The organism is Paenibacillus sp. VTT E-133280, assembly GCF_002264385.1.
In the GTDB taxonomy this organism is placed as follows: domain Bacteria; phylum Bacillota; class Bacilli; order Paenibacillales; family Paenibacillaceae; genus Paenibacillus_AQ; species Paenibacillus_AQ nitricinens.
In genome coordinates this window covers 39851-61597 of record NZ_NFUX01000044.1, presented here as the reverse complement: position 1 = coordinate 61597, position 21747 = coordinate 39851, and the positions used below count along the sequence as shown (strand labels likewise).

The 21747-nt window shown below is 44.6% G+C and carries 25 protein-coding genes and 1 riboswitch; of the genes, 23 read left to right on the top strand and 2 right to left on the bottom strand.

Annotation, left to right across the window (positions count from 1 at the left end; all coding sequences use genetic code 11):
* The first annotated feature begins 285 nt into the window (after window positions 1–285).
* On the top strand, window positions 286–699 hold the full coding sequence (locus tag CA600_RS18955) for a hypothetical protein (protein WP_094872042.1): 414 nt from the start codon (window positions 286–288) through the stop codon (window positions 697–699).
* 72 nt (window positions 700–771) lie between these two features.
* Here the strand turns inward: CA600_RS18955 and CA600_RS18950 are convergent, their stop codons facing one another.
* Window positions 772–1296: a hypothetical protein gene (locus CA600_RS18950; protein WP_094872040.1), complete on the bottom strand. Its 525-nt coding sequence runs from the start codon at window positions 1294–1296 to the stop codon at window positions 772–774.
* A 208-nt stretch (window positions 1297–1504) separates the two neighbouring features.
* Here CA600_RS18950 and CA600_RS18945 point away from each other — a divergent pair, with 208 nt between their 5' ends.
* The 10 genes from CA600_RS18945 (at window position 1505) to rsmI (ending at window position 9268) form a co-directional block, all read left to right on the top strand.
* Window positions 1505–1690 carry a sigma factor G inhibitor Gin gene (locus CA600_RS18945; protein ID WP_042123074.1) on the top strand — a complete coding sequence of 62 codons (186 nt, stop codon included), beginning with the start codon at window positions 1505–1507 and terminating at the stop codon, window positions 1688–1690.
* Window positions 1691–1899: 209 nt separating this feature from the next.
* Window positions 1900–3441, top strand: a complete 1542-nt coding sequence (locus CA600_RS18940; RefSeq protein ID WP_094872038.1) for an aminotransferase class I/II-fold pyridoxal phosphate-dependent enzyme — start codon at window positions 1900–1902, stop codon at window positions 3439–3441.
* Window positions 3442–4083 carry a dTMP kinase gene (gene tmk, locus CA600_RS18935; RefSeq protein WP_094872036.1) on the top strand — a complete coding sequence of 214 codons (642 nt, stop codon included), beginning with the start codon at window positions 3442–3444 and terminating at the stop codon, window positions 4081–4083.
* Window positions 4084–4207: 124 nt separating this feature from the next.
* Entirely contained in the window at window positions 4208–4537 is a 330-nt protein-coding gene (locus CA600_RS18930; protein ID WP_042183817.1) for a cyclic-di-AMP receptor, read from the top strand.
* A 49-nt stretch (window positions 4538–4586) separates the two neighbouring features.
* Entirely contained in the window at window positions 4587–5030 is a 444-nt protein-coding gene (locus tag CA600_RS18925; RefSeq protein ID WP_094872035.1) for a YaaR family protein, read from the top strand.
* 117 nt (window positions 5031–5147) lie between these two features.
* Window positions 5148–6122, top strand: coding sequence for a DNA polymerase III subunit delta' (gene holB / locus CA600_RS18920; RefSeq protein WP_094872033.1), 975 nt, complete (start codon window positions 5148–5150; stop codon window positions 6120–6122).
* 139 nt (window positions 6123–6261) lie between these two features.
* Window positions 6262–7062 carry a PSP1 domain-containing protein gene (locus CA600_RS18915; RefSeq protein ID WP_042123087.1) on the top strand — a complete coding sequence of 267 codons (801 nt, stop codon included), beginning with the start codon at window positions 6262–6264 and terminating at the stop codon, window positions 7060–7062.
* Window positions 7063–7093: 31 nt separating this feature from the next.
* The gene (gene yabA, locus CA600_RS18910; RefSeq protein WP_042123089.1) at window positions 7094–7459 is read left to right on the top strand and encodes a DNA replication initiation control protein YabA; all 366 of its coding nucleotides are present in this window, start codon (window positions 7094–7096) and stop codon (window positions 7457–7459) included.
* Window positions 7460–7583: 124 nt separating this feature from the next.
* Window positions 7584–8357, top strand: coding sequence for a tRNA1(Val) (adenine(37)-N6)-methyltransferase (locus CA600_RS18905; protein ID WP_042183822.1), 774 nt, complete (start codon window positions 7584–7586; stop codon window positions 8355–8357).
* On the top strand, window positions 8354–9268 hold the full coding sequence (gene rsmI, locus CA600_RS18900) for a 16S rRNA (cytidine(1402)-2'-O)-methyltransferase (protein ID WP_094872031.1): 915 nt from the start codon (window positions 8354–8356) through the stop codon (window positions 9266–9268). Before CA600_RS18905 ends, rsmI begins: the two co-directional genes overlap by 4 nt.
* A gap of 327 nt (window positions 9269–9595) precedes the next feature.
* Here rsmI and CA600_RS18895 read toward each other — a convergent pair whose 3' ends face one another.
* A complete protein-coding gene (locus CA600_RS18895; protein ID WP_042123095.1) occupies window positions 9596–9850 on the bottom strand; it encodes an AbrB/MazE/SpoVT family DNA-binding domain-containing protein in 255 nt (84 codons plus the stop codon).
* Between the two features lie 305 nt (window positions 9851–10155).
* Here CA600_RS18895 and CA600_RS18890 point away from each other — a divergent pair, with 305 nt between their 5' ends.
* The 12 genes from CA600_RS18890 (at window position 10156) to glmU (ending at window position 21686) form a co-directional block, all read left to right on the top strand.
* Window positions 10156–11439, top strand: a complete 1284-nt coding sequence (locus tag CA600_RS18890) for an HD domain-containing protein (protein ID WP_094872030.1) — start codon at window positions 10156–10158, stop codon at window positions 11437–11439.
* 42 nt (window positions 11440–11481) lie between these two features.
* Window positions 11482–12252, top strand: coding sequence for a TatD family hydrolase (locus CA600_RS18885; protein ID WP_094872028.1), 771 nt, complete (start codon window positions 11482–11484; stop codon window positions 12250–12252).
* A gap of 197 nt (window positions 12253–12449) precedes the next feature.
* Window positions 12450–12679: riboswitch (cyclic di-AMP (ydaO/yuaA leader) on the top strand.
* A 281-nt stretch (window positions 12680–12960) separates the two neighbouring features.
* A complete protein-coding gene (locus tag CA600_RS18880) occupies window positions 12961–14124 on the top strand; it encodes a 3D domain-containing protein (protein ID WP_094872027.1) in 1164 nt (387 codons plus the stop codon).
* Between the two features lie 175 nt (window positions 14125–14299).
* Window positions 14300–14851 (top strand): ribonuclease M5, encoded by a 552-nt coding sequence (gene rnmV, locus CA600_RS18875; RefSeq protein WP_042183831.1) that lies wholly within the window; start codon window positions 14300–14302, stop codon window positions 14849–14851.
* A complete protein-coding gene (gene rsmA, locus CA600_RS18870) occupies window positions 14848–15732 on the top strand; it encodes a 16S rRNA (adenine(1518)-N(6)/adenine(1519)-N(6))-dimethyltransferase RsmA (protein ID WP_094872025.1) in 885 nt (294 codons plus the stop codon). Before rnmV ends, rsmA begins: the two co-directional genes overlap by 4 nt.
* 71 nt (window positions 15733–15803) lie before the next feature.
* On the top strand, window positions 15804–16706 hold the full coding sequence (yabG, locus tag CA600_RS18865; RefSeq protein WP_094872024.1) for a sporulation peptidase YabG: 903 nt from the start codon (window positions 15804–15806) through the stop codon (window positions 16704–16706).
* A gap of 317 nt (window positions 16707–17023) precedes the next feature.
* Window positions 17024–17299 (top strand): biofilm formation stimulator Veg, encoded by a 276-nt coding sequence (gene veg, locus CA600_RS18860; protein WP_019914493.1) that lies wholly within the window; start codon window positions 17024–17026, stop codon window positions 17297–17299.
* A gap of 137 nt (window positions 17300–17436) precedes the next feature.
* Window positions 17437–17613 carry a small, acid-soluble spore protein, alpha/beta type gene (locus tag CA600_RS18855; RefSeq protein ID WP_042183837.1) on the top strand — a complete coding sequence of 59 codons (177 nt, stop codon included), beginning with the start codon at window positions 17437–17439 and terminating at the stop codon, window positions 17611–17613.
* A 140-nt stretch (window positions 17614–17753) separates the two neighbouring features.
* Window positions 17754–18608: a 4-(cytidine 5'-diphospho)-2-C-methyl-D-erythritol kinase gene (ispE, locus tag CA600_RS18850; protein ID WP_094872022.1), complete on the top strand. Its 855-nt coding sequence runs from the start codon at window positions 17754–17756 to the stop codon at window positions 18606–18608.
* Window positions 18609–18684: 76 nt separating this feature from the next.
* Window positions 18685–19512: a pur operon repressor gene (purR, locus tag CA600_RS18845; RefSeq protein WP_042183840.1), complete on the top strand. Its 828-nt coding sequence runs from the start codon at window positions 18685–18687 to the stop codon at window positions 19510–19512.
* A 210-nt stretch (window positions 19513–19722) separates the two neighbouring features.
* Window positions 19723–20013: a septation regulator SpoVG gene (gene spoVG / locus CA600_RS18840; RefSeq protein WP_042123119.1), complete on the top strand. Its 291-nt coding sequence runs from the start codon at window positions 19723–19725 to the stop codon at window positions 20011–20013.
* 272 nt (window positions 20014–20285) lie between these two features.
* Window positions 20286–21686 carry a bifunctional UDP-N-acetylglucosamine diphosphorylase/glucosamine-1-phosphate N-acetyltransferase GlmU gene (gene glmU, locus CA600_RS18830; RefSeq protein ID WP_042183845.1) on the top strand — a complete coding sequence of 467 codons (1401 nt, stop codon included), beginning with the start codon at window positions 20286–20288 and terminating at the stop codon, window positions 21684–21686.
* The last annotated feature ends 61 nt before the right edge of the window (window positions 21687–21747 follow it).

Here is a 21747-nt window from a genome sequence, read left to right as displayed (position 1 = left end):
GGTCCTGGGAGAGTAGGACGTTGCCAAGCAGATTAAGCCATTGTTGATAATATCAGCAGTGGCTTTTTTTATTTTTTTATTATGCAAGTATTTAAGGATAGTAATAACATTAGTATAGGTTACTGTGGAATGACATTTTTGTTACCGACGCTGCGGTGGATACAAGTATAATAGAAAAGTGCTAATAGTTAGCAGATCTTTAATACGAAGGAACTACTCATAAATTCTAACTTTGAATTTTCTTGTGTCTTTAGATGCATTGTAGAGGTAGGGAGGATTTAAGGCATGAAACAATTAAAAATATTTAAGTTAATAATGATTTCTTGTATTTTAACTTTAATACTGGCAAGCTGCGGGACTAAAGAACCTAAGTGGGATACTTTTGAGAGTGCACTCATTGAGAAAAGCTTTCCTGTCCCACATGAAGCAAACTCACCAGACCAGACTACTACTAACGTTGCTATGGATTATGTACGTTATTCTTTACCTGGATTAAAGGAGAAGAATGGTATTCCGGATCCTTATTTGGGTGCTATTAAAGCCTGGGGATGGACAGAACAGGAAGATGATGATAGTGATTCTTCGGGTGTTTTTCTGAAGGATGGGTTAACGGTTCATTTAACAGTGCATGATGATTATTTTGTAGTGATGATTCCTAAAGAAAAGAAGACCTCCATTAAAGGCCTTAAGACAAAATAAAGAATCGCCATCCCTAAGGATGGCGGTTTATTTTTTAATAAGTGAAAATAATATGATCTGTACTGATGCACTTTACTGAGAGTAATAGGATACATCGGTCGGATTGAATTTTAGCATACCTCCCTGATCCTGTCGATTCAGTCTGAACAGGGTATAAAGACGAGGCAGTAGGAGCCATAAGTGGCAAGTGATCAGTGATACTGTAAATGCTGGCGGTGACCAGAAAATAAAGAGTGCTGCAATACAAAGACCGATATAGAAATTATGTAGCTGTACTTTACGGAATATACGGTAGCTAATGTGTTGATCAGGCATAAACCCTAACCAAGGCAGTTTAAATGAGACAGACCATCTTTTTGAAATGGGATGTCCTGAGATTAAAAGAACTGAGCGTGAAATGACATATTGAACCCAGAAGGCTACAGGCGCTGCTATGATTATGTAGAGAATGCTCCACCAGGAAAGAAATACGGTTTCGAGCACAAGGACTAATAAGGGAAGCATAATATAAATAGGCAGCAGGCGTACCGTTAGATTGACTTTTTTAATTAGTTTATATTGATAGAATGTAGCTGCACCTTTGGTAGTGGGTTCCATAGATTATAGTCTAACCTCCTCGTGAATTCGTATGTTCTTAATATCGGCGATTGGATGTATTTTATTAAACTGCGGCGGAAATTCACCGATATAACTGCAACGGAATATATATAATGCACGATACAAAGGATATGAAAAAACTATGAAAAGGTTTAAAATGATAGAAGGTGTATCATACTGTTCTTAAAAGAGTCAAGGTGGGATGGTTATGGAACAGCAAACCGGGCAAGCTTGTATCATTTGTGGACAGGTAAAAGAGGAAGGTATTGTGATTGTCTCGCATTTTATTTGCGAGGAATGTGAGGCAGAGATGATACGTACCGAGGCTGAAGATGCCAAGTACCGTTTTTTTATCGGCCGGATGAAGAAGATCGGATTGCAAAAGAATGCTTAAGTAGAGTAACTCTGTTAAATGATGCAATTAAGAGAGCGGTCTGGATGAAAGATACGAAGGCTGCATTAGTAATATTCAATACACGGCTTCCTCGTTCTTCAGGCGGGAGGAGCCGTTTTGTTGTCCAAAGGGCTGCTTTTACACTGAAGCGTAGGCGTTTTCGAATATTTACGTTAAAATAGAAGGAACCCTATGGGAAGGAATTTAATATGAATAAATTACAACGTTGTAGGGCGCCTATATACGAAATGCTGGAACAATATAGAATGATGGGTAATAGATCATATCATGTGCCAGGTCATAAGAATGGAGAGGCATATGATGGCGTTGAAGGCGCTGGCTTTTTAGATGAGGTAATGAAGTATGATGTTACGGAAATTTCCGGAACGGATGATCTTCATCATCCTGAAGGAGTTATCAAGGAAGCGCAAGAGTTAGCCGCAGATTGCTTTGGAGCAGAGGAAAGCTTTTTTCTGGTTGGAGGGAGTACAGCAGGCAATCTGGCTCTTATTCTAACCGCTTGTCCCGAGCCTGGAATGATTATGATTCTTCAACGCAATGTGCATAAGTCAGTCATTCATGGACTGATGTTGGCCGGAGTGCGTGCTGTTTTTCTGGAACCGCAGATAGACCCGTTTAGCGGTTTGGCAGTTGCGCCGGCGGCAGAAGCTGTTAAGGCTGCACTTGCAGCCTATCCCGAAGCCGCAGCTGTGCTTGTTACCATGCCGAATTATTATGGCATGGGTAGTGATCTTGCGTCCCTGGCGCGTATTTGTCACGACAGCGGTGTACCGCTGCTTGTGGATGAGGCGCACGGGGCGCATTATGGGCAGCACCCGGCGCTGCCAGCCGGGGCACTTGCTTGTGGCGCGGACGGCGTCGTGCAGTCCACGCACAAGATGCTCACAGCGATGACCATGGGCGCTATGCTGCATGTTCAGGGGCCGCGGCTCGACCGCGCCCTGCTCCGGCAGCGGCTCGCTATGGTGCAGAGCTCCAGCCCATCATATCCTATGATGGCGTCGCTGGATCTTGCCCGGCGGCTGTTGCACAGCCGGGGCAATGATGCCTTCACGGCGGGGCTGGCCGCCGTGGACGTCCTGAGGCGCGGGCTCGCGGAGCTGCCGCGCTACGGACTAGTGCAGCCGGCAAAGCCGCTGCACCCGAATACGCGGCCTGATTCTTTGGCGGCGTACGTGACACAGGACCCCTTTAAAGTCGTCATTTATGACGCCACCGGGGTCCTGAGCGGCTTCGAGCTGCAGCACAAGCTCGAAGCAAAGGGCTGCGTGCCGGAGATGAGCGACGAACGGCACGTAGTGCTGTTGTTCAGCCTTGGATCAAAGGCTGGAGACGCAGATCAACTGCTGCAGACGCTGCGAGAAATAGATTCGGAGGAACCTTACGAATCACTGAACGCTCCCGACTTATCAGGTTCTCGCAATATTTCCACGTGGAACAATTTCCATTCTTTGCAAATTTCAAATCCTGTCCCCTTTTCATTGAAGCCGGTGTCAGCGAATGAGATTGAAAGCATTGATCTTAAACAATGTGTGGATAGAGTGGCGGCAGAGATGGTTATTCCCTATCCACCAGGCATCCCAATATTATATCCGGGTGAAGCGATCACAGATCTGATCCAAAGAAGGCTGGCAGGTTTAGCTAAAGGAGGCGCCAAATTTCAGGCTTGTGCTGATCCGGTCTTGCAGCGTATTGAGGTATATAACATTAAGAAGGGCGGAGAAGCATAAGTGGGAAAAGAAGGTTTCTTTATAACATTAGAAGGGGGCGAAGGCTCCGGAAAAACAACGGTACTAGGTAGAGTAGCAGCCTATTTACAGAACCGGTCCATGCCTTATCGAATTACACGTGAGCCGGGTGGCGTTGAGATTGCTGAGAAGATTCGCTCCATTATTCTTGATCCTTCCCATACAGCTATGGATGCGCGTACAGAGGCATTGCTATACGCTGCAGCAAGAAGCCAACATCTCGCTGAAGTCGTTGAACCGGCTCTTAGAGAAGGGCTTACTGTGCTCTGTGACCGCTTTGTAGACAGCAGCCTTGTTTATCAAGGGCATGCGAGAGGGCTCGGAGTGGATGAGGTATGGAGTATTAATCGTTTTGCGATTGGGAACCGGATGCCGGATCTAACCTTTTATCTGGATGTAGATCCAGAGATAGGGTTGTCACGAATTGCAGCGAATGAAGAACGGGAAATCAATCGCCTGGATCTGGAAAGTCTTTCTTTTCATCAAAAGGTTCGTGAAGGCTATCAATTATTAATCCAGGACAATCCGGACAGAATAGTAGTTCTGGATGCTAATCGCCCGATCCATATGGTAGAACAAGATATTGTGAGAACTCTTGAAGAGAGAGTATTAAAGGGTTTTTAGGGTGTTTTGTCTAATATACTAAGAGAAGTGACATATAATTAGGCATGTGCTTATGATGTAAGGGTTACTACGAGAGGGCTTTCAGTAGTAATACACCATAAAATTATTGGGAGGGAATGCGAAGATGAAGTTGATCATTGCAATTATCCAGGATAAAGACAGTAACCGGTTGTCCAGCGAGCTAGTTAAAGCCAATTTCCGTGCTACTAAACTTGCAAGTACAGGTGGATTTCTACGGGCAGGGAATACGACATTTATGATCGGGGTAGAAGACAGTCAGATTGAATCTGTATTAACCGTAATCCGAAACAGCTGTAAAGTCCGTGAGCAATTAGTTACTCCGGTAACACCGATGAGTGGAACAACGGATTCGTATTTGCCACTTCCTGTCGAAGTACAAGTCGGTGGAGCTACTGTATTCGTACTTCCTGTAGATCGTTTTGAACATTATTAAGTATAATATAGAGTAGCAAGTCATTTACAAAAAGGGCGGTAGATAACCTTTGAAGATCAATCCGGGGTATAGGCCCTTGAAGAGTGAAATGACAAATGCAGAAGGGGCTAATAAACCCGTTCAGCAAAAAACATTCTCTGATGTTTTTCAGCAGCAAAGTGAACAGAAAACCAAAGACGAACTAAATCGCCAGATCAAAGAGATACAGTCTCAAGGGGATCGTTTATCTAAGTCCATGACGATTCGTGAACTCACTATATACCGGATGATGATCAAAAGGTTTCTGGAAGAAACGGCTCGAAGAGGCGTTACTCTGAAAGAAACACGCGGATGGGATCGGCGTGGCCGTGGCAAGCGTTACAAGCTGCTTGAGGAAATTGATTCGGCTTTGCTATCTATGGCAGATGATTTGCTGAATAGCGAGCAGGGCCGGATAGATTTGTTGGGACGTGTTGGAGAAATCCGCGGGTTGTTAATCAACCTTTCTTTTTAAATTATAAGAAAGTATATGCTTTACACTATACTTTATCCTTATATTTCTTGATTAAACACTTACCGTCCTTATAAGGGCGCCGAAGGCGTTTATGTTTGAAAGTTTTGGGAGGAAATTATGCCTTTTCATGATATAGTAGGCCAGGAGAACGCCACGCGGCTACTCCAAAATGCCTTGCGCAAAGAAGCTGTGAGTCATGCTTATTTATTTACAGGGCCAGCAGGCAGTGGACAAATGAAAACGGCGCTGATGTTTGCCCAAGCTATATTTTGTACCCAGAGCAAGGACGATGCCTGTGGGGAATGCCTGGAGTGCCGCAAAGTAGAGCATGGAAACCACCCTGATTTGTCACTGCTGCAGCCAGATGGGGCAAGTATTAAAATAGATCAAATCCGTGAGCTGCAGCGCGTCTTTTCCTATCGGTCAGAGGGTGTGAATCCGAAAGTATATATTATAGATGGAGCAGACAAAATGACGGTACAAGCTGCCAATAGTCTGCTGAAATTTCTGGAGGAACCACCAGCTCCGGCTGTTGGAATCTTAATTTCTGATAATAGCCGTTCCTTATTGCCAACCATTCAGTCGCGGACCCAGCGGATTCCATTTAGTCCGTTAAACCCGGATATTATGCTCCAAGCTCTGGCAAGTGAGGGCGTTCCCATACCCTTAGCTCGATGTGCAGTATCACTTAGTTCAGGATTTGATGGTTGCAGGAAACTTTTGGAACAGAATTGGTTTGCAGAAATGAGAAATGTAATGTTACAATTAGCTAAGGAGTCCTTAGGCAAGGGCAGCTCCGCTGTAGCAACTGCTGGGCAGAAGCTGTTCAAGACCGGACTCGCTGAACATTTGGATATCTTCTTCAGCATGTTCCATCTGTGGTTTAAAGATATGCTTTACTTCCTGTATCGTAAGCATGAGAGTATCGTTTTCATAGATCAGTTAGACTTTATTTCCAGGCATGCCCGTGAGCGGAGTGCGGAACAATGGGTGGCTTATATGGGATTTGCTGCAGAGAGTTCGAAGAAGCTGCGATCCAATGCCAATGCCCAGTTGTGTCTGGAGCAGTTTTTAATCCGACTGGAAAGTTAAAGGATTAGTTATGATATATCCTCCGGATGTCGCTTTACCTGGAAATATCGTTTTAACAGACGAGGAAGGACAAGCATGGATCATCAGGGAGCGGACATGCCCATAGGTTCCTTTTACCGGCAAACAAGGGGGTTAATTTTTGTACAGCGTAGTAGGTGTCCGTTTTAAAAAAGCGGGTAAAATATATTATTTTGATCCACTTGATTTTCCGATTGAACGGGATCAATATGTTATTGTGGAGACAGCACGTGGGGTTGAATACGGTAAAGTTGTCGTAGGTAAAAAAGAGGTGGAAGAATCCGACGTAGTTTTGCCCCTCAAAAAAGTGATGCGTATTGCCGGAGAAACCGACGCACGCGTAGTTGAAGAGAACAAAGGGGCCGCTAAAGAGGCTTTTACCACCTGTTTAAATAAAATACGCGACCATGGTCTCAAAATGAAGCTCGTCGATGTAGAGTTTACTTTTGACCGTAATAAGATTATATTTTACTTTACGGCCGAAGGACGGGTCGACTTTAGAGAATTGGTTAAAGATCTAGCAAGTATTTTCCGGACCCGCATTGAGCTACGGCAAATTGGGGTGCGTGATGAGGCTAAAATGCTAGGTGGACTTGGACCTTGTGGGCGAGTACTTTGTTGTTCATCTTGGTTAGGGGATTTTGAACCCGTATCCATTAAAATGGCGAAGGATCAGAACCTGTCACTTAATCCGACGAAGATTTCAGGACTTTGTGGACGTCTGATGTGTTGTTTGAAATTTGAGCATGACAATTATGAGAGTGTGAAGGAAGAAATGCCAGCGGTCGGCAAGATTGTCGTGACCTCATTGGGTGATGGCAAAGTAGTAGGACTTAATGCCGGAAGCCGTACGGTTCATGTACAGTTGTTTGAAGTGGGCAAAGTTAAGGAACTTCCAATGGATGATGTTGTCGTCAAGTAAACCATTATAAGGTTACTTTCGGGGTGGAAACTTGGAGAAGAAAAATATATTTGCACACATGCAGGATATGGAAGCACAGATGGAAACGATGCGCGCCAATCTTGGAGAATGGAAACAGACGGTAAAAGAACTGATGGAAGCGAATCAGAGGTTAACTCTGGAAAATGAACAGCTTCGCAAAATTTTAAAGCGGGATGCACCTTTGGATCCTACCGTAGATTCTGCGGAGGCGGAAGCTCTTTTAGCTGCCGGAGAGGGAACAGAAGAGGTTGTCGGGGAAGGTTATGACAACTTGGCCCGGCTTTACCATGAAGGCTTTCACATCTGTAATGTTTATTTTGGACATTTACGCACGGAAGGTGATTGTCTGTTCTGTCTTTCTTTTCTTAATAAATGAGGATATCCAGCCGTAGGAGATTGATCCTACGGTTTTTTTTGAATTTCAGCTGAATGAAGATAGTCTTGTTTCGATGATTATGCACAGAGATTTTAGCTCAACAAAAATTTTAGGAGATTACTACATGACAAATTCTTTTAACGATATATCTGTTCCTTTGCTGCCGACGGAGCGGGTGGATGATTTATTAACGCATGACTTGCGAATTATTCAAAGTGATGAAGTATTCAGCTTTTCTATGGATGCTGTACTGCTTGCCCGTTTCGCCAGCGTTCCGCCCCGTGGGAGAGTCCTGGATCTTTGTACTGGAAATGGTGTAATTCCTATTTTGATGACGACCCGAACTAAAGCTTCTATAGAAGGGATTGAAATTCAGCCCCGTTTAGCGGATATGGCTCGACGTAGCGTGGCTCTAAATGGGCTACAGGATCAGGTTGTGATCCATGAAGGCGATTTACGTGAGTTATATAAAGTAGCAGGACATGGCGTATATGATGCAATAACAGTCAATCCTCCTTATATGCCGCTTAACGGCAGTGACCTCAAGCTGAACACTCATCAGGCTATGGCTCGTCATGAAATCGGATGTACACTGGAGGAGGTTATTCAAGCCTGTGTGAGACTGGTTCGCACCGGAGGAAAGGTAAGTATGGTTCACAAGCCACAACGATTGGTCGATATTATTAGTTTGATGAGAAAATATAGGCTCGAGCCCAAAATTATCCGCTTTGTACATCCACGTGCGCATCTGGAGGCTAACATGGTATTAATCGAAGCGATACGTGATGGTAAGCCGGAGGTTCGTTTACATCCACCACTCATTGTATATAATGAGGACAATCAATACTGTCCAGAAATTATGGACATCTACTATGGTGCTAAAGAGGGTAAATCATGACGATATCATGCCAAAGCAGTTTTCAGAACAATAACAATACACATAAGCAGGAATCAACCGGTTCACTCTTTTTGGTTGCAACACCCATCGGTAATTTAGAGGATATGACTTATCGTGCTGTTCGCACATTGCAGGAATGCGATATTATTGCAGCTGAGGATACAAGACAAACCCGGAAATTGTTGAGTCATTTTGAAATTACACCCTCTATGCTGTTCAGTTATCATGAGCATAATAAGGCTGCAAGTGGACCTGAACTTATCCGCTATATAATAGAAGGAAAAAATTTGGCACTCGTCAGCGATGCCGGTTTACCAGCCATTTCCGACCCTGGTGCAGACCTTGTAGCCCTTGCCATAAGTCACGGTATACCAGTAATTCCTATACCCGGAGCTAACGCAGCTTTGTCAGCATTGATTGCCTCTGGTCTGCCTACGACTACTTTCACCTTTATCGGCTTCTTACCTCGAGAACGTAAAGATATCCGTGCGGTATTAAGTCCACTTCGTTCGGCGCAAGGGACTATATTGTTCTACGAATCTCCACATCGCGTGGTGAAGACACTGGCTCATCTCCATGAAGCATTTGGCAATCGGCGAATTGTGCTTGCTCGTGAACTGACGAAGAGATATGAGGAGTTTCTACGTGGGACGATCGAGGAATGTACGGATTGGCTCGCTGAACATCCACCGCTTGGTGAGTATGTCATTGTCGTTGAAGGTGAGAGCAAGGAAGATGCTGAAATGGCGGAATCGGCTTGGTGGCGCCAGTTAAGTATTGAAGAACATGTTGCTCATTACGAAGCAGCAGATATGCCGCGTAAAGAAGCTATGAAAAAAGCAGCCTCTGATCGTGGTGTGTCAAAGCGGGATATTTATAACGCACTTCTGGATAAAGCGGAGCAGCAGTAAGTGTTATTGACGGATTCTAATTCTAAGAGGTTAACAAGGTGCGGAGGGGTATTACGAAGCTGACGAGATTCTAGCCTGAAGGTGGTTCCCAAAAGGAAGCCCAATATAGACCAGATCATGGTAAAAACTCGGTTTACTTCATGCTCTCACCGCATTCCCCATCATTATTAGGTATCATGGGGGGAGTAAATCCTTGTAGACATCTTTTGGAGCGGGAAACACAGGTGATTGCAGAAAAAAAAATACCTCCCGCGGTCACGGGAGGTCAAGGAGATATGAAAAGGTTAGAATTAACAATTTGATTAGTTCTATTATATACTATTTATTTTAGTTTGTCACAGGGGTAGGGATAGTAGAAATGCATTCATGACAAACTATTTTTCCTTTGAAGTAAGTTACGTTCTCAGCGTTGCCGCAGAAAATGCAGGCAGGCTCATATTTCTTAAGCATAATGCGCTCACCATCAACGTAAATTTCAAGTGCGTCTTTTTCACCAATGCCAAGAGTACGGCGTAATTCGATGGGAATAACTACCCGTCCAAGTTCGTCTACTTTTCTTACAATTCCTGTTGATTTCATCATACCAATCGTTACTCCTCTCAATGTTCCAAAAACGTCATTATTCGACATTGTTCACTGTTTTATGATATTCATAATACCAACGATTCCCAAAACAGTCAACCTTTTTTCATAGGTTGAATTAAGAACTTTTTCACTAAAACTTTGAATTGCCTATACCAATTGCGAATTCTAAAAAAAAAGTAAAAATAAACTTTGTCGATTTACCAAGACTAAAAACGTCATCATTCGACAAAGTACGACATAATTACTTATTATATACTTATATTGGTTAAAATCATATTAAATTTAATAAAGGAGTTGATCTCATGAAGCAGCCGCTCACAGAAGAAAAGGTTTTCAAAGATCCGGTTCACAATTATATCCACGTGCAGGATACTATTATTTGGCGACTAATAAATACAAAGGAATTTCAGCGTTTACGCCGAATACGCCAGCTGGGTACCTCGTATCTCACCTTTCATGGCGCAGAGCATAGTCGGTTTTCTCATTCTCTAGGGGTATACGAAATTACACGTAGAATTATTTCGCAATTTGAACGAAGCGGTTATAAGGATTGGATTCCTGAAGAAAGTCTGCTCACCTTGTGTGCGGCTTTGCTGCACGATCTGGGGCATGGTCCATTTTCCCATTCTATAGAAGAAGCCTTTGAAATGAATCATGAGGATTGGACTTGTCGAATTATTCTGGAGGACACAGAGATTACTGAGATCTTGCGTGATGTGGAGGAGGATTTTCCTCGTAAAGTAGCCTCAGTAATCGCTAAAACTTATGAGCATGAAATTGTTGTAAATCTGGTTTCAAGTCCGCTAGATGCTGATCGCATGGATTATTTGCTGCGTGATGCGTACTATACAGGTGTAAACTATGGAACGATCGACATTGATCGGATTTTAAGAATGCTGCGTCCTTATAATGGTCGAGTTGTTGTAAAAGAATCGGGAATGCATGCCATTGAAGATTATTTAATGTCGCGTTATCAAATGTACTGGCAAGTGTATTTTCATCCGGTGACACGTAGCTCAGAGATTATCTTGCGACAAATTTTCCGTAGAGCCAAGGAGCTTTTCCAAGAGGGGTACAATTTTAGTTTCATGATTAATCCGCTGGAGGATTTGTTCCGTGGTGAGGTGACAGTAAAGCAATATTTAATGCTGGATGAAGCACTGGTACAGACGGCTTTTATGCAGTGGACGCTTGAAAAAGATGAGCTACTAAGCGACTTGTGCACCCGTTTTATTCATCGTAAACTGTATAAATACGTTGAGATGGAGAATCTCGATACAGATATGATTACTGAAATTCGCAGCAGTTTTGCGGCAGCGGGTCTTCACCCAGAATATGATTTGGAGATTGATTTTCCGACAGATCTGCCCTATGATGTGTTCCGTCCGGGAGAAGCTTTTGACAATAAACAAATTCTGCTGCTTGATCGGCATGATCATCTGCGGGAAATTTCAGAGGTATCCGATATTGTACGTTCTATTAGCGGCATTCACCGTGGCAGATATCATCTTTATTTTCCTCAGGATAAGTTGAGAAAAGTGCTTACACGATTGCCTTCTTCTATCGCAGAGATTTTTGCAAAATAATACAAAAAAATATAGCATTTTTGACAAGGAGTGAAGGTTAAAATGTATCTGTTTGACACACATACGCATCTGGATGCGCCTCAATTCGACGAGGATCGCGAAGAAGTTATCGCTCGTGCTGTAGAAGCAGGAGTTAGCAAGATGATTAATATCGGATTTAATCGGGAGACGATTCCCTCAACGATGAAGCTGGCGGAATCTTACGATTATATTTATGCGGCAGTGGGTTGGCATCCTCAGGATGCGATTGATATGAAAGATGGAGATCTCGATTGGATCGCTTCTCTATGCAGTCATAAGAAAGTGGTGGCGATCGGTGAAATCGGACTGGATTATTACTGGGATACTTCTCCCAAGGATGTGCAGCATGAAGTTTTTCGCAAGCAAATTGGACTAGCCCGCGAACTGAATATGCCGATTTGTATTCATGATCGTGATGCCCATGAGGATGTTGTACGGATTTTACGGGAGGAAAAAGCAAATGAGGTTGGAGGCGTGATGCACTCGTTCTCTGGAAGCTGGGAAACGGCTAAGATGTGCTTGAATCTTGGTTTTCATTTATCCTTTGGAGGACCTATTACGTTCAAAAATGCAAGAGTGCCAAAAGAAGTACTTGCGCAGACCCCTCTAGACCGATTATTGATCGAAACCGATGCTCCATATTTGACTCCGCACCCCTTCCGCGGAAAGCGAAATGAGAGCGCTCATGTGAAGCTGGTAGCAGAGGCAGCAGCTGAAATTAAAGGGTTAACATGGGAAGAATTGGCTAAAATAACGTATGCGAACGCACTGGAACGATTTGGGATTGAGTGAAAACGGGAGAAAAACAGGCGAAAAATAGAGAATGGCCGATATATTAAACTTTTTTAATATAAAAACAGCTGAATATTACAATATTTTAACCATATTTTTGCTTAAACGTGGTTGAATCGTCCTTTACAACATGCATCAAAACAGGATATCATCTTTTCAGTGATGTGAGCTGTGTTACAGTGACAGCCATATATTCATGGATCGTCTCGCTGAGTCTCCGTATGGAGAACGGGGGAACCAATATTGACCTGCCGCATGCCTGTATTTAAAATACGGTTTAGACGTGCCGTAGGACAGTATTTGATTTCTTCACGTGGTCTTTGGGGTGAATTTAAGGGCAACCGCCATGAGCGGGTGACCTGAAATAGGGCGTCTCTCTTTCGTCCGAACCCGACAGCTAACCCCGTAAGCGCAAGTAAGAGAGGCAACCTCGTGCACAAGCATTCTCTATTCTGATATTGGAGAAGCCACGAAAGAGTCCTCAGTTGAACTCTTTTTAGGCTTTTTTATTTTTGAATAAATAGAATGTTACCCACATACTGTTATATAACAGGGGTGGGAGTAGCTGTGCCGAGCAGGCGATCCATGAGCAGGAGACGCTAAGTTATTACGTGCGTGTCCTGTGACAATCTCAAATAGTTTCGTCAAAGGAATTCAGTCCTCATGATATACAATTGACGACGGGGCTATGTAAGGAGGATGGAGAGAATGGGCGTATTCCAACCAGAAGTATCCCATGATTCGCAGTCATCCAGCAGGTCTTTCGCATTACGGTGGGAGCAAGTAAATACTCGCGTGCTTTTACTTGCAGGCGTGATTTCAGTCGCTATCGCGTTACTTATTCTGCTGTACGTACACGGTCAAAGTAACAAACAATTATTTTTAGTAATAGACGGGCAAACACAGACGCTTGAAACGCGGGAAGCGCTTCTTGGTGATGTGTTGGAGAAAGAGCAAATTTCGCTACAGCCGCATGATGAACTATCTTTAGGTCTGAGTGATGAAATAAAAGACGGTGACCGTGTCGTTATCAATCGTGCGCAGAAAATTAGTCTTACTGCGGATGGAGCAACAAAAACGTTATATACGACCGAGGATACAATTGGTAAAGCAATTGAGAAAATGGGCATTACCCTAGAAGGTCATGATAAGATTTTCCCTTCGTTAGACACCACCATTTCTGCAAACATGGAGGTTAAGATTGTTCGCATCAACAAACAGACCGTACAGCGAACAACTGACTTACCCTTCAGAGTCATCAAGACAGCAGACCCCTCCCTTACTGTGGGAACAGTTAGAGTGGCACAGGCAGGCAAACCAGGCGTCATGATTCAGCATATTGAAAAGATCTACCAAGACGGAGAACTGGCCTCTATGCGCATGATTGGTAAGGAAGTACAAACGGTAACGAAAGATAAGATTATTGCCGTTGGTACCAAAGCACTTCCTAAGCCGGCTGTAGCTAAGACTACAACAACTTCCAAATCAAACACCACTTCAAAAACGGCTAAAGTTAGCGCCAAGACTAATAACGTCACAAGCAAGGCTGGCGTAGACTTTGAGTACAAGAAGATGATTAAGAATGTCTCCATGACAGCTTATTCGTCAGAAGAGGCAGGTATAGGTACCAAAACGGCTTCCGGAACACGCGTAACGGAAGGTCGCACAATTGCTGTAGATCCGAATGTAATTCCTATTGGCTGGTGGGTATATATCGAGGGACTTGGATTCCGCCGAGCAGAAGATACTGGCGGTGCCATTAAGGGCAATAAAGTAGATGTCTACTACGATTCACTGAGCCATGTTCGTAATTTCGGTCGTAAATCACGAACCGTTTATGTGATTGGACCTGTGAAGCCGGAGTTAAACTAGGCTGAAGCTTTTGCAAATTATTCTTTGATAAGCTATAGTGATGATAACCGTTAAGGAACGCCAGATGATCATTTCGTTGATCGCAGAGCAACCGCTCATCACTTATACATTCTTTAACCAAAAGAAGAGGAGCGAAACCTCTTCTTTTTTGCTTTTTTTGGAAGGAGTCAGAGATATGATTAAGGAACTAATTGTCGTCGAAGGTAAGAGTGATACCGTCGCTGTTAAACGCGCTGTAGAAGCAGATACGATCGAAACAGGGGGCTCGGCTGTAGACCGGACCGTAATTGCGAAGATCGCGCTTGCTATGGAGCGTAGAGGGGTGATTATTCTTACGGACCCGGATCACGCCGGTGAACGAATCCGCAAGATTGTGTCTGCAAAGGTGCCGGGCTGCAAGCATGCCTTCATTCCGGAGAAGGACGCAACCCGCAAAGGAGATATCGGTGTGGAGAACGCTTCTCCAGAGGCGATTCGTCATGCGCTGCGGAATGTACATACCTCTTTTGAAGGAGCACCTGCTTTAATCGGACTTGATGATCTAATGGCCGCTGGAATGCTTGTACACCCTCGGGCAGCTGAAAGACGTATGGCACTTGGTAATTTGCTTGGAATCGGATATTGTAATGGCAAGCAGCTGTACAAGCGGCTGGCGATGTTTGGAATTACGCGGGAGGAATTTGCCGGAGCTCTCGCCCAAATTGATCAGGGGGGCATTACTTCATGAGTGGTAGAGAGGAAATTTCAACTCCAAAACGGACGAAAGAAATTATTCAACGTTATGGATTCAAGTTCAAGAAGAGCTTAGGACAGAATTTTTTGATTGATCAAAATATATTGGACAAGATTGTAGACGCTGCCGGGCTAGATAGCGGCTCTGGGGCATTGGAGATCGGTCCCGGCATTGGGGCGCTGACAGAACGTTTGGCGCTAACATCTGGAGCGGTAACCGCTGTGGAGATCGACCGTAGATTGATTCCTATTTTAAGAGACGTACTTTCCCCTTATCCGCATGTTAAGGTTCGTAATGATGATGTTCTGAATGTAAATCTGCAGGAGTTGTTCAAAGAAGATTTTGCATCCGTGAACAAGGTAAGCGTAGTTGCCAATCTGCCGTATTATGTGACTACTCCGATTCTGATGAAGCTGCTCGAAGAGAAGCTTCCACTTGATAACATCGTTGTAATGATTCAGAAAGAGGTTGCGGAGCGTATGGCTGCTTCTCCGGGAGGAAAGGAATATGGGAGCCTTAGCATTGCCGTGCAGTACTACAGCGAGCCTGAGCTCGTCTGCATTGTGCCGCGTACGGTGTTCATTCCTCAACCTAATGTGGAGTCCGCTGTAATCCGTCTAAAGGTAAGAGAGCGTCCACCGGTAGAAGTTGAGAGTGAGAAGCACTTCTTTGAGGTCGTCCAAGCTTCTTTCACACAGCGCCGTAAGACGATTGCTAACAATCTCAAGGCTCGTTACTTCCCTGGAGAGGGACGTGAGCGTCTGGAGGCTTTACTCGCAGAAGCTGGGATTGAACCAACCCGTCGTGGAGAAACGTTAAGTCTAGAAGAATACGCCCGATTGAGCGGTGTTCTGTTGGCTGCTGGAATTGAATAAGCTAAAAACATAGCTAGTTATGAACCAACTGAGGCCTTTGCCCATACGATGGGGTAGAGGTGGTGGTTGTAATGAATTTAGGAGACTTGGTCGTTCGTAAATCTTATGGCGGAGATTTGACTTTTCGTGTAGATCATATTGTGCAGGACAGAGCGGTCATCAAAGGCACAGATTTCCGTCTGTTGGCGGATTCTCCTCTGAATGACTTGGTTCAAGTGCCTCCTACCCGGATTACGGAACGAGGACAGCAGGCACAGATTAAAGCGAATGAATCACTGACACAGCTGCGGAAAGACCGACAGGAGCAAAGTCAGCGGAGCGGCAGCGCTCTATCAGAAGGCGCATGGGCTCCATCGCCTAAGGAAGCTGCTTATTTTGAAGTACCGGGGAAAGTACTGCATCTGGATGGCGATCCAGCGTATTTGAATAAGAGCCTTAGCTTATACGAACAATTGCGGATCCCCGCTGAAGGTCATCATGTTCATGAGTCCGCAATGGCGGACACTTTATACCGGCTGCTGCCCCGCGTGCGTCCAGACATTGTGGTGATTACCGGTCATGACGGGGTGCTGAAGCAACAGCATACTTACGATCTTCACAGTCTGAGCAGCTATAAAAATTCGCAAAACTTCGTAGCTGCTATTAGGGTGGCTAGGGACTATGAGCGAAATTTTGATGCGTTGACGATTGTTGCAGGTGCTTGTCAGTCACATTTTGAAGCACTGCTGGGGGCAGGGGCCAATTTCGCCAGTTCTCCTGGACGGATATTGATCCATGCCTTAGACCCAGTTTATGTAGCGGCAAAATCGTCGTTCACGCCCATTAGGGATACGGTGAATCTGAGTGAGGTTTTGAACAACACCATTAGTGGTAATCAGGGAATCGGCGGTATTGAGACCCGTGGCAGCTTCCGTATTGGGATGCCGCGTCTGCAGAACCTGTCAGAACTAAAAGTGACACCTTCCGCAATTTAATCGACATGTACTGATCATATTTTTCAAAGCTAATAGGTAATTTGGAGTGGCCGAATAGAGTAACGCGAAGAAAGGGTGAGCGATGAGCTTAACCCTTTTTTTGCGTGAAATGGTAGTTATCTTTAAAAATCTACAATGTTATTTTTCTTGCTTTGTGCTGAACCTATTACAGATAACAAGGATATTAGTTCGCCTCTGATTCTCCGCAAAAAAATTCCGTTGACAACCAAATATTCATCATCTATAATTATTTATTTGCTTTGACAAACACCTGGGGAAGTTGTATAATGGACAAGAAAAGAGGTGGTCGTCAGGCAATGGCTAATAACGCGCTGTTGGAAATCAAACGCAGTCTCGAAGCTCACGTCGGTCATAAGATCACGTTGCGTGCAAACGGAGGTCGTCGTAAAACCGTAGAACGCACCGGTGTCCTGGAAGAAACGTACCCTTCTGTATTTATTGTCAAACTGGATCAGGAGCAGCAAACATTCAAGCGAGTCTCCTATAGCTATGCCGATATCCTTACTGAATCTGTGGAAATTACAGTATGTGAAGATGATGGGCAGATGCGGATTATGTATATTAAAGCTTAATGTTTCACGGGCAGCTTCCTTTGGGGGCTGTTTTTTATTTGTGCAGATAAACATTCAGTGAATGATCCTTGTTCTTAGCAAGCATACTAATTGAGCAATCGGTTTATCATTTTCTTTCATAAGGGAGGAATTCCGTAATGAGCCGCAGAAAACGAGGCATGATGTCGGAAGAACTAAAGACAGAGTTAGCCAAGGAGCTTGGTTTTTACGAAACTGTGGAACGTGAAGGCTGGGGAGGAATACGGGCGAAGGATGCCGGCAATATGGTAAAAAGAGCGATTCAGCTCGCTGAAGAGGCCGCGCGGAAATCTTAATCTTTAGCGTGTGAACAATTATTTAACGAAAAAGGGTGCGTCCAACTGGCGACACCCTTTTATTATTGGACTTCATTAGAAGTTTTTCATATAATATGTTAAGTTGTTTTTACGGGAAAAGCTGAAGGTGGGTGAACGCCTTGAAAATGTATGAGAAGGCACCAGCTAAAATCAATTTGATGCTGGATGTGCTGCACAAGCGTGCTGACGGTTTTCATGAGGTGGAGATGATTATGACCATGGTAGATCTAGCAGACCGTTTAGAGCTGTCTGAGCTGCCAAGGGATACTATTATAATATCAAGTCAAGCGGGTTATATTCCTCTAGATGAGAAGAACCTGGCCTTTCAAGCGGCTAGGCTTATTAAAGAGCGTTATAACGTGAAGAGTGGTGTACATATCCATCTGGATAAAAGAATACCGGTTGCAGCTGGCCTGGCTGGCGGCAGCAGCGATGCAGCGGCTACGTTACGTGGCCTGAACCGACTGTGGCGCCTAGGAATACCTGCGCAGGAGCTGCAGGAGCTTGGCGCTGAGCTTGGCTCAGATGTGCCTTTCTGTGTTACAGGTGGTACTGCCTTGGCAACAGGTCGTGGCGAGAAGCTGACGCCGATTAAGAACCCTCCGCAATGCTGGGTAGTTTTGGCTAAGCCACCTATCAATGTATCGACAGCGGAAGTATACGGACGTGTTCGGAGCAATAATATAGCTGTGCATCCTTCGGCTAGAAGGATGCAGGATGCGATCGAAGCTGGAGATTTTGGGGGCGTATGTAATCATTTAGGCAATGTGCTTGAGGATGTTACCCTAAAGCTTCATCCAGAGGTCCAGCAGCTCAAAGAGGCGATGGTTAAGCTCGGAGCAGACGGAGTGTTAATGTCCGGCAGCGGACCTACTGTATTCGGTTTAGTGTCCAAGCAGTCTAAAGTAGCAAGAATTTATAATGGACTGCGTGGGTTCTGCAAGGAAGTCTATGCAGTGAGATCACTCAATTAGTATGCTTCTCTTGTGTAAACCCGTACAAAAGTGATATATTTTTCATAAAATATTCGGTTTTGGCGAGGAGCATTCCGTGAAGAAATTAAAAAGAAGCCAACGTTTGGTAGACATGACTCAGTTTTTACTTGAGCGGCCACATGACCTACTGCCGCTGTCTATATTTGCCGATCGGTATGGAGCGGCTAAGTCCTCCATCAGTGAAGATTTGGCGATCATAAAAGAAGTATTTGAAGGTGAGGGCATTGGTGAGCTTCAGACCTTGGCCGGTGCAGCAGGTGGAGTACGTTATATTCCTGTGATGCCTAAAGAAATGGCGCTCTCTTTTGTTAAACGTTTATGTGTGCAGTTGGAACAGACAGATCGGATACTGCCTGGTGGTTACTTGTATATGTCGGACCTGCTTGGACTGCCATCTTTGATGGAGCAAGCGGGGAAGATCATCGCAACGGCCTTTTATGGATCGGAAATCGATGTGGTGATGACAGTAGAAACTAAAGGGATTCCGCTAGCCTATGCAACGGCAGCGCAGCTCGGCTTGCCAGTAGTGCTGGTACGACGTGACCATCAGGTTACAGAAGGTTCAGCAGTAAGCATTAATTATGTATCTGGATCACATAAGAGTATACACACCATGTCTCTTTCTAGACGAGCACTCAAGGAGAAATCGCGGGTACTCATTGTAGATGACTTCATGAAGGCAGGCGGAACCGTTCGAGGGATGGTTGATTTACTCGGTGAGTTCAATGCCGAAGTTGCTGGAGTGGGTGTATTGGTCGAATCTGGCGCAGTAGAGACGGAAGAGCGTCTGTTGCATGACTATGTTTCTTTAGTGAAGCTCAGCGAGGTAGACTCGAAAGAGCGGCGGATTTCCGCGCATCCGGGCAACTACTTTTCCTCTTGATAGATTGGTATTTCTTTGTTTTCAAAAAGCGTGGAAATTGTCGAAAACGTAAGAGATATTAAGAAAATGACCCGATGCGTGTCGAAAACAACGAATCCTAAAAAATATATTTCTTTTTTAGGTATTTTATGGAATCAAAAAGAAGGAATTCGCTTTGCTGTGTGGAATTATACACCAAGTCTCTGATGGAAAAAGGTGGTGAACACACACATGCAAATTACGGATGTCAGACTCCGCCGCGTTAACTCTGAGGGGAGAATGAAAGCAATCGCATCCATTACAATCGATAACGAGTTTGTTGTTCATGACATTCGCGTCATCGATGGTAATAACGGGATGTTTGTTGCAATGCCCAGCAAGCGTACACCGGATGGCGAATTCCGCGATATCGCTCACCCGATCTCTTCGGGAACACGCGAGAAGATTCAATCCGCGGTTCTAGCCGAGTACGATCGCGCCGCTACTGAAGAAGAAGAAGAAGTTATTGAAGAGGGAGCTTAGGCTACCTCGGAAGACGGCTACCTTTTGGGTGGCGTAGGATCCGCCGTTTTTGATAAGATCATACCGAATATACTTCATGACTTAAGCAGCTTGATCTTGCAAGAAAAGCTAGCGCTAGTGAAGGATTTGACGACATCTTCGAAAGGCAGCGATAAATGCTTTTCTAACATGGGGTTTATAGAAAAGAGAACCATGACTTCATGGTTCTCTTTTCTTTTTGCCCGGAATGAGATATATTCAGTAGTGAGTTCAAGAGTAGGAGGTTGGCATTCTTGAAAAGAATGGCTGTAGTTCTTGCCGCAGGTCAAGGCAAGCGAATGAAATCTAAATTATATAAGGTGCTGCACCCCGTTTGCGGTAAGCCAATGGTAGGGCACGTGCTTGATACAGTAGAAGCGACCGGATGCCAGCGCACCGTTGTTGTTGTTGGGCATGGCGCAGAGAAGGTTAAGGCCTATGTAGGGCAAAGTGCGGAATACGTGCTGCAGGAAACTCAGCTCGGTACGGGTCACGCTGTCAAACAAGCTAAGGATTTGCTCGGTGGTGAAGAAGGAACGACGATTGTTGCTTATGGTGACACTCCGCTTATTACATCGGAGACGCTGATAGGATTGATGGCTCTGCATGAGGAGCGTCAGGCAGCAGCGACTGTATTAACTGCAGTAATGGATGATCCATCTGGATTAGGACGGATTATACGTAGTGAAGATGGCGGCTTAATGAAGATCGTCGAACAGAAAGATTGTAATGCCGAACAGGCAGCTATTCATGAAATCAACACAGGAATTTATTGCTTTGATAACATCAAGTTATTTTCAGCTTTAGAGAAGGTTACTAACAGCAATAATCAACAGGAGTATTATTTGACAGATGTTATCAGTATTCTGCGTGAGCAAGGTGATCTTGTTCTAGCATTCCAGACTGAGGATGCTAACGAGTCTATTGGTGTTAATGACCGTCTAGCTTTATCTGATGCGGAAGGTATTATGCGTCAACGTATTAACCGCAAACATATGCTGGGTGGCGTAACCATAATCGATCCTGCCTCGACATATATCGGAGCAGATGTAGTCATTGGGTCAGATACAACGATTTATCCAGGAACCATCTTGAAGGGTAAAACTGTAATCGGTGAGAACTGTGTGATCGGACCGGCAAGTGAAATCGAAGATTGTCAGATCATGGATGACGCAACGATTAAGCAGTCCGTATTGAATCAAGCACAAGTTGGCGCACGGACTACCGTTGGGCCTTTTGCCTATTTGCGTCCAGGTTCTATACTTGGAGAAGAAGTGAAGGTTGGCGATTTCGTTGAGATCAAGAATGCTACGATAGGTGACGGTTCTAAGGTGTCGCATCTTAGCTATATTGGCGACGCATCTGTGGGTAAGAATGTAAACGTCGGTTGCGGTGCGATTACTGTTAACTATGACGGGTATAATAAATTTACGACAACAATTGAAGACGATGCCTTTATTGGCAGTAACGTTAACCTTATCGCACCGGTTTCTGTGGGCAAGGGGGCTTTTGTTGTAGCTGGTTCGACAATTACACGTTCCGTTTCAGAGAACGATCTGGCTGTTGCCAGAGTACGGCAGGAGAATAAACCGGGATATGCAGAGAAGATCCGTTCCCGTGCAAAAGCGAAGAAAGACCACTCGAGTCCATCGTAAAGCGTTGCTAAGAAGCGCCGGACGGACTTATATTTCCGCGCCGGCGCCTTTGGAAAGCTAA